Origin of the sequence: Nocardioides sp. NPDC057577 (assembly GCF_042801335.1) — a bacterium.
GTDB lineage: Bacteria > Actinomycetota > Actinomycetes > Propionibacteriales > Nocardioidaceae > Nocardioides.
Genome location: NZ_JBHVGB010000360.1, coordinates 1 through 1,107, shown reverse-complemented (window position 1 = coordinate 1,107; position 1,107 = coordinate 1). Strand labels below are relative to the sequence as shown.

Sequence of the window (1,107 nt, the reverse complement as noted above, 5' to 3'; positions counted from 1 at the left end):
GTCGCCGTCTGCTCCACCGGGCTCATCGGCGTACTGCTGCCCATGGACAAGCTGCTCCCCGGCGTGGAAGCGGTCGCCGGTCAGCTCTCCGAGCACGGCGGCGAGAAGGCCGCCATCGCCATCAAGACGACGGACACCGTCCACAAGACGAGCGTGGTCACCCACGGCGGCTGGACCGTCGGCGGTATGGCCAAGGGCGCGGGCATGCTCGCCCCCGGCCTCGCCACCATGCTGGTCGTCCTCACCACCGACGCCGATGTCGAAGCCCCCGTGCTCGACGCGTCCCTGCGCGCCGCGACCCGTACCACCTTCGACCGCGTCGACTCCGACGGCTGCATGTCGACCAACGACACCGTGCTGCTGCTGGCCTCCGGGGCGAGCGGAATCTCCCCGGGCCGGGCCGAGTTCGACCAGGCCGTGCAGCGCGTCTGCGCCGACCTCGCCCGCCAGCTCATCGGCGACGCCGAGGGCGCGTCCAAGGACATCCGGATCGAGGTGGTCAACGCCGCGACCGAGGACGACGCCGTCGAGGTCGGCCGGAGTATCGCCCGCAACAACCTCCTCAAGTGCGCTATCCACGGCGAGGACCCCAACTGGGGCCGCGTCCTCTCCGCGATCGGCACCACGAAGGCCGCCTTCGAGCCCGACCAGCTGAACGTCGCCATCAACGACGTCTGGGTGTGCAAGAACGGCAGCGTCGGCGAGGACCGGGAACTGGTCGACATGCGCTACCGGGAGGTCAGGATCACCGCGGACCTCGCGGCCGGGGCGGAGTCCGCCGTCATCTGGGCCAACGACCTGACCGCCGAGTACGTCCACGAGAACAGCGCGTACAGCTCATGAGCGCCGCGAGGAAGCACACCGCGCTGCCGAAGGCGCAGATCCTCATCGAGGCGCTGCCCTGGCTCACCCGGCACCACGGCAGAACCGTCGTCATCAAGTTCGGCGGCAACGCCATGGTCGACGAGGAGCTGAAGGCCGCCTTCGCCCAGGACGTCGTCTTCCTGCGGCACGCCGGGCTGAAGCCCGTCGTCGTGCACGGCGGCGGACCGCAGATCAGCGCCGCCCTCGACAAGCACGGCATCGTCAGCGAGTTCAAGGCCGGAC

2 protein-coding genes are annotated in these 1,107 nt (G+C 70.0%); both read left to right on the top strand.

What is annotated here, in order from left to right; all coding sequences use genetic code 11:
* A partial coding sequence (locus ACFU7D_RS29795) for a bifunctional ornithine acetyltransferase/N-acetylglutamate synthase (RefSeq protein WP_378874167.1) occupies positions 1-843 on the top strand: 843 nt, incomplete at its 5' end.
* Positions 840-1,107 (top strand): acetylglutamate kinase (gene argB / locus ACFU7D_RS29790; RefSeq protein ID WP_378874165.1); only part of this gene is annotated, 268 nt, incomplete at its 3' end. The genes ACFU7D_RS29795 and argB, both read left to right, overlap by 4 nt.